Here is a 6,247-nt window from a genome sequence, read left to right on the forward strand (position 1 = left end):
GAACTCAACCCGGTCGAGAACCTCTGGCAGTTCATGCGCGACAACTGGCTCTCCAATCGCGTGTTCAAATCATACGACGACATCGTCGACCATTGCTGCGACGCCTGGAACAAACTCATCGAACAACCCTGGCGCATCATGTCCATCGGTTTGCGCGACTGGGCGCATCGGTTCTGATCAGCACAGGTTGGTATAATACGCTACGCTGTGGTGATCGAAAAAGCGGGCGACAATTTTTCCGGCTATGTCCCGGACCTGCCGGGCTGTATCGCGACGGGCGAGACCGTTGGGGCGGTCGAGCAGGAATTGCGTGAGGCGATCCGTTTCCATATCGAGGGGCTAGCAGCGGATGGTCTCCCAGTGCCGCCGCCTTCGGCGTTGGCCGAATATTTGGAGGCGTGAGGAACTCAATTACGACTATTTATTGCACAACGAGCTATTCGACGACGCCTGAAGGGCTTGGAGCCGCTGGGCTACCCGTACCGCAGCCCAGCGCCATCGCGGAATATGTCGAGGCGTAAACAGAGCCTTTTGAGCGCGCTTTAATTATCCAAAAAGCTCCGCAGCTTCCGGCTCCGACTCGGATGTTTCAGCTTCCTCAGCGCCTTCGCCTCGATCTGGCGGATACGCTCGCGCGTCACCGAGAACTGCTGGCCGACCTCTTCGAGCGTATGATCGGTGTTCATGCCGATGCCAAAGCGCATGCGCAGCACGCGTTCTTCGCGCGGCGTCAGCGATGACAAGACGCGCGTTGTCGTCTCGCGCAGATTCGACTGGATCGCCGCCTCGATCGGCAGGACGGCGTTCTTGTCCTCGATGAAATCGCCGAGATGCGAATCTTCCTCGTCGCCGATCGGCGTTTCGAGCGAGATCGGCTCTTTGGCGATCTTCAAAACCTTGCGCACTTTCTCGAGCGGCATGGCGAGCTTTTCGGAAAGTTCTTCGGGCGTCGGCTCGCGACCGATCTCATGCAGCATCTGGCGCGAGGTGCGCACGATCTTGTTGATCGTCTCGATCATATGCACCGGAATGCGGATCGTGCGCGCCTGATCGGCGATCGAGCGGGTGATCGCCTGCCTGATCCACCAGGTGGCGTAGGTCGAGAATTTATAGCCGCGGCGATATTCGAATTTATCGACCGCCTTCATCAGGCCGATATTGCCTTCCTGGATGAGGTCGAGAAACTGCAGGCCGCGATTGGTGTATTTCTTGGCGATGGAGATGACGAGACGCAAATTCGCCTCGACCATCTCCTTCTTGGCTTGGCGGGCTTCGCGCTCGCCCTTCTGCACCATATGGACGATCTTGCGGAACTCGGAGATTTCCAGTCCCGTCTCGGTCGCGAGCGCGTGAATGTCGGCGCGCAGATCCTTGATGCGATCCTTGTCGCGAGCGACGAATTCCTTCCAGCCCTTTGAGCCGAGCTTGGCGACGCGCATCACCCATTTGGGATCAAGCTCCGAGCCGTGGAACTTGTCGATGAAGTCTTCGCGCATCACGCCATGGCTGTCGGCGAGCCGCAGGAGCTTCGTCTCATAGCCGATGAGCCGCTTATTGATGTCGTAGAGCTGCTCGACCAGCGCTTCGATGCGATTTTGATTCAGCGAGAGTGATTTGACATCGGCGACGATCTCTTTCTTGAGAGTCTTGTATTTACGCTCCTGTGCGGGCGTCAGGGTCTCGTTCTTGAGTTTGTTCTCGACGTTCTGATCCTGAAGCCGGCGCAGCTTCTTGTAGGCGTCGGCGATGCGCGAAAAGGTTTCGAGAACTTTGGGTTTCAGCTCCGTTTCCATTGCCGAAAGCGACACGGAATTTTCCATGTCGTCTTCTTCCTCAAACGTCTCTTCTGCGGGCGGGGTTTCCTCTTCCAATCCGGCAGGCGGCGTGCGTGGCGCGGTTGAGGGCGCCATGTCGGCGCTTGCGGCCGGTTCCGCGGCTTTCGCCTTGCCTTCGGGGCCGGCGTAGGTCGCCTCGAGATCGATGATGTCGCGCAGCAGGACCTTGCCCGCCTCCAATTCCTCGCGCCAGATAATGATCGCCTGGAAGGTGAGCGGGCTCTCGCAGAGCCCGGCGATCATCGCCTCGCGTCCCGCCTCGATACGCTTGGCGATGGCGATTTCGCCCTCTCGCGACAGCAGCTCGACCGAGCCCATTTCGCGCAGATACATGCGGACGGGATCGTCGGTGCGATCGGCCGGTTCCGACGTGCGCGTCGCTACCGCGGTCGCGCGCGGGCTCTCGACGAGTTCGCCGCCTTCCGATTCTTCTTCTTCGGCGGCCTGTTCCTCCTCGACGTCGTCGGGATCGTCCCCCTCCGAGACGGTAATGCCCATCTCCGAGAGCATCGCGTAAACATCCTCGATCTGGTCCGACGACACTTCCTCGGACGGCAGCACGGCGTTCAGTTCGGCATAGGTCACAAAGCCGCGCTTTTTCGCGAGCTTGATCATCCGCTTAACGGCGGCGTCGTTGAGGTCGAGAAGCGGCCCGTCGGAAGCCTCCGTCGTCGCCGTAGTTTCGTTCTCGACCTTGTCTTCGTCTTTCTTCGCCATCCACAAGCTCCAAGCGCCTCGCCCCGGATCGGCTCCCCGAACCAGGCAAGGCGCAAGTTTTCTCAAAAAAGCCCTGAGAGGCCGCCCCTCCCAAGCTAAGGCGCGGCAGGCAGGCGAAATAGCCCGGCCGACCGCATGATGTCTTCGCGCCGCCTCCTAGTATCGGGAATCGTTGATTCCCGATACGTCGCATTTCTTGAGCATCCGCTAATCGCCGCTAAAAGCGTTGTCGCTTCGCAACTCACGCTTTAGCGTCGGCGAATGCTCGCGGCGCGTTTTTCGTCCCCTCTTCGCTACGGCGCTAACCTCTACGAATTCACAAATTACGCGACGGCCGGCCGGAAAGCGATCCATATCCTTCCACGGCAGCTTCTGCGCCATCCAACGCCGACAACTGGGTCTGAATATCCTTCAGCCGGGCATAATCCCGCTCGTTGGGGTTGTCGGCCAGCATGGCTTGCACCGCGCGCAACTCTCTATTTAGCGCCAACGATCTTCGATGCAAGACGAAAGCCTGTCGCAGGCTTTCGCCGGCGTCGGCGGCCGCCGCCTCGGGACGCACGCTCCAGAGCGAGGAATGGGCGGCCATCGCCTCGAGCCGGGCGACCGTCCGTTCAAGCCCGAGCGACGCAAGAAAGGGGCGAAGCTCAAGCGTAGCCGCGCCGCTGCGCTCGGCGAATTGCAGCAGGGCGTCGCGCAGCCCGCGGGCCTCGAGAGATTCGAGATCGAGCGTGGCCAAATCCTCCGAACGGGAGTCGATCAGATCTGGATGGTTGATCAGGATCAACAGGATAAGCGCCTCGCGCGGCGCAAACGCAGCCTTGACGCCGCGAAACATCGGCGAGTTTCGCAGGCCCGGGCCAATGGTCAAAGGCCCTTCGTCGGAAGGGCGCCTGCGACCGCTTGCGCCGCGCCGCGCCGCGTCCGGCCGTCGAAACTGCCCGCGCCGGTCGCGGCCGAACAGGCGCTCCAGCCGCTGCGCCAGTTCCTGCTGGTAATGGCGCCGCAGGCCGTCGTCTCTGATCTGGTCCGCGACTTCGTGCAGCCGCCGTTCGAGCGAGGCGCGGCGCTCCGGGGTGTCGAGCGTCGCCGCTTCGGTTTCGCGCATCCACAAAAGATCGACGAGCGGCAGCGGCCGGTTCAGAGCGTCGGCGAGCGCCTCGGGACCGTTCGAGCGCAGCAGTTCATCGGGATCCTGGCCGTCGGGCAGAAGGACGAACTGTAGCGAACGGCCGGGGCCAATCAGCGGCAGCGCGGTATCGACCGCGCGAAAGGCCGCCTTCAACCCGGCCTTGTCGCCGTCGAAGCACAGGATCGGCTCCTCGGCCAGACGCCAGAGCAGGGCGCACTGGTCGGCGGTCAGCGCAGTGCCGAGCGGCGCGACGGCGTTGGGGAAGCCTGCGGCGGTCAATGCAATGACGTCGACATAGCCTTCGACGGCGATCACCGCGCCGGTTTCGTGCGCGGCCTTGCGGGCGCTATGCAGATTGTAGAGCGTCGCGCCCTTATGGAAGAGCGGCGTCTCTGGGGAATTGAGATATTTCGCCTGGGCGTCCGCCTCCAGGGCGCGTCCGCCGAACGCGATGACCCGGCCCGCGCGGTCGCAGATCGGAAACATCACCCGGTTGCGGAACCGGTCGTAGGGTACGGCGATGTCCTCGCCGTGGACGAGCAGGCCCGCCTCGATCATGGTTTCGACGCTTGCGCCCTTGGCGGCGAGATGATCGCGCAGCGCATGGCGCTCGGGCGGCGCAAAGCCCAAGCGGAATTTTTCGCGCGCCGACGAGGAAATTTGCCGGCGATCGAGGTAGGCGCGGGCCTCGCGTCCAGCTGGGCCGGCGAGCTGCTTTTCGAAAAAGACCGCCGCCGCCTCCAGCGCCTCGCCGAGCGTCGCGCGTCGTTGATCCTGTTCTTGCTGCTCTTTGGTCTCGACGGGCAGCGGCAATCCGGCGAGCGCCGCCAGTCTCTCGACCGCTTCTGGAAAGGTGAGCCCCTCGGTCTCCATGACGAAATCGAAAATGTTGCCGTTCTTGCCCGCAGAGAAGTCGAACCAGCGCATTTTCTGGTCGTTGACGTAAAAGGAGGGGGTCTTTTCGGCGTTGAACGGCGAGAGACCCCGCCACTCCCGGCCTTCCTTCCGAAGCTTCACCTTCCGGCGCACCACCTCCGACACGGGCACGCGCGCCCGAATCTCTTCGAGGAAGGAAGGCGAGAAGCGCATCGACTGTCCCTAGCACTACTCCTTCCTGGGGCGGGGAAGAAATTCGCCGCGATGCCCATGATTCACAGCTTGTCCGCTCGCCCGACTTTTGGCCGGATACGAGGGATGACGCCGCGACAGAAAATGACCGACGCGGAAATCGACGCCGCCGTCGCAAGCGATGCTGATTGGGCGGTGTTCGAGCCGATCCACTGGAGCAAGGCGCAAGGCCCCGGCTATCAGCGGCGCATCAACGCCGTCCTGCGCAGCTATGTGAAGCAGCGCAAGATGGGCTGAGCGCGTCAGTCCGGCACGACCCGCAGCGGCGCGGTGAAGTCGGGCAGCGACTCAAAACTGATTGGCCCGCCGAAGGTAAAGCGCACCGCTGGCGGCTCGACCGGTTTGAAATGGCGATCCATGACGCCGATCCCGCAGACCGCGCCGGGAGCAACGCCGTTGACGCATTGCTGATAGAGCGCGTCCGTCGGCAGCAGCGAGCCATAGGCGTAGGTGATCTGGTCGGAACGCGAGTTGAAAATGTTGAAGGCGTCGATCTGAAAGCGCCAGCCCCCATCCCAACGATAGCCGAGCCGCGCGTTGAAGGTGCCGGTGGCGGGGGAGGAATAAAAGCCGTCGGGCGTCAGCGGCCGCGCGCCGAAATAGCGGTATTTCATGCCGGCGAACCAGCCCGTGGCTTCGCCGATTTCGAGCCCGCCCATCGCCACGATCGCCGGCGCGTTGAAGAGATAGTTGCCGGGGGCGTTGCCGAGGAAGGTTCCGTAAGGCAGCGCCTCGGGCGAGGTCAGTTCGACATAGTCGAGCCAGGCGTTCTGATCGACACCGCGGAAGCGGGTATTCACCAAAGCCACATTGCCGTCGAAGCTGACCCAGGAGACGGGGTGATAGTGATTGGCGATTTCGATGCCGTAGCGGCGGCTTGGGCGGCCGAATTCCGTCGTGCCTGCGTCGCCGACATATTGGTTTTCGGAATCGAGATTGAGCCAGAACAGGCTAACGCTCGATTCCAGTCCGGGAACGAACTTCGTGCGCCAGCCGATTTCCGCGCCGCGCGACTTGACCAGCAGCGGAATGCGACCGACGACCGAGAAGCTGTCGAGGTCGAGACCCTCGATGCCGCCGATTTCTGCGCTCGCGAAGTTCTGCACCGTGCCGCGCGCGTCGGTGGAATGAAACCCTTCGCCGAAATTCAGGAACATTTCGGTCGCATACCAGGGACCGAGAATGATCGACGCCTTGGGACTGAAGATCGCCGCGTCTTTTTGGCCGTTATTGAAGGGACCGGTCCACAGAAAGACCGGAACGCCTGCGCTGTTGAATACCTTTGGCGCGTCCCACAGCGTCTGGATCGAATTGGTGGCGGCTGAATAAAGGTCGACGCGCGCGCCCGCCACCGTGCGCAGCCATGGCGTCCAACTCACCGTCGTGTCGGTCCAGACGCCGATGCTGCCCTCGCCGACATAATCGTTGCGGATCG

Annotated in this window: 5 protein-coding genes and 1 pseudogene; 3 read left to right on the forward strand and 3 right to left on the reverse strand. The window is 62.3% G+C overall.

What is annotated here, in order from left to right:
- A pseudogene (locus QZ964_RS08680) lies at positions 1 to 177 on the forward strand (IS630 family transposase); the annotation flags it as partial.
- 18 nt (positions 178 to 195) lie between these two features.
- A complete protein-coding gene (locus QZ964_RS08685; protein ID WP_292531030.1) occupies positions 196 to 402 on the forward strand; it encodes a type II toxin-antitoxin system HicB family antitoxin in 207 nt (68 codons plus the stop codon).
- 140 nt (positions 403 to 542) lie between these two features.
- On the opposite strand, the gene rpoD is transcribed toward QZ964_RS08685, so the two are convergent.
- The gene (rpoD, locus tag QZ964_RS08690) at positions 543 to 2,552 is read right to left on the reverse strand and encodes an RNA polymerase sigma factor RpoD (protein WP_292531024.1); all 2,010 of its coding nucleotides are present in this window, start codon (positions 2,550 to 2,552) and stop codon (positions 543 to 545) included.
- Between the two features lie 316 nt (positions 2,553 to 2,868).
- Complete coding sequence (dnaG, locus tag QZ964_RS08695) at positions 2,869 to 4,773, reverse strand: DNA primase (RefSeq protein ID WP_292531026.1); 1,905 nt, start codon at positions 4,771 to 4,773, stop codon at positions 2,869 to 2,871.
- 123 nt (positions 4,774 to 4,896) lie between these two features.
- On the opposite strand from dnaG, the gene QZ964_RS08700 reads away from it, so the two are divergent.
- Complete coding sequence (locus tag QZ964_RS08700) at positions 4,897 to 5,049, forward strand: BrnA antitoxin family protein (RefSeq protein ID WP_292531027.1); 153 nt, start codon at positions 4,897 to 4,899, stop codon at positions 5,047 to 5,049.
- A gap of 5 nt (positions 5,050 to 5,054) precedes the next feature.
- On the opposite strand, the gene QZ964_RS08705 is transcribed toward QZ964_RS08700, so the two are convergent.
- The coding region (locus QZ964_RS08705; RefSeq protein WP_292531028.1) for a TonB-dependent receptor at positions 5,055 to 6,247 on the reverse strand (1,193 nt) is incomplete at its 5' end.

This window comes from Methylocystis sp., assembly GCF_021731785.1.
Lineage (GTDB): Bacteria > Pseudomonadota > Alphaproteobacteria > Rhizobiales > Beijerinckiaceae > Methylocystis.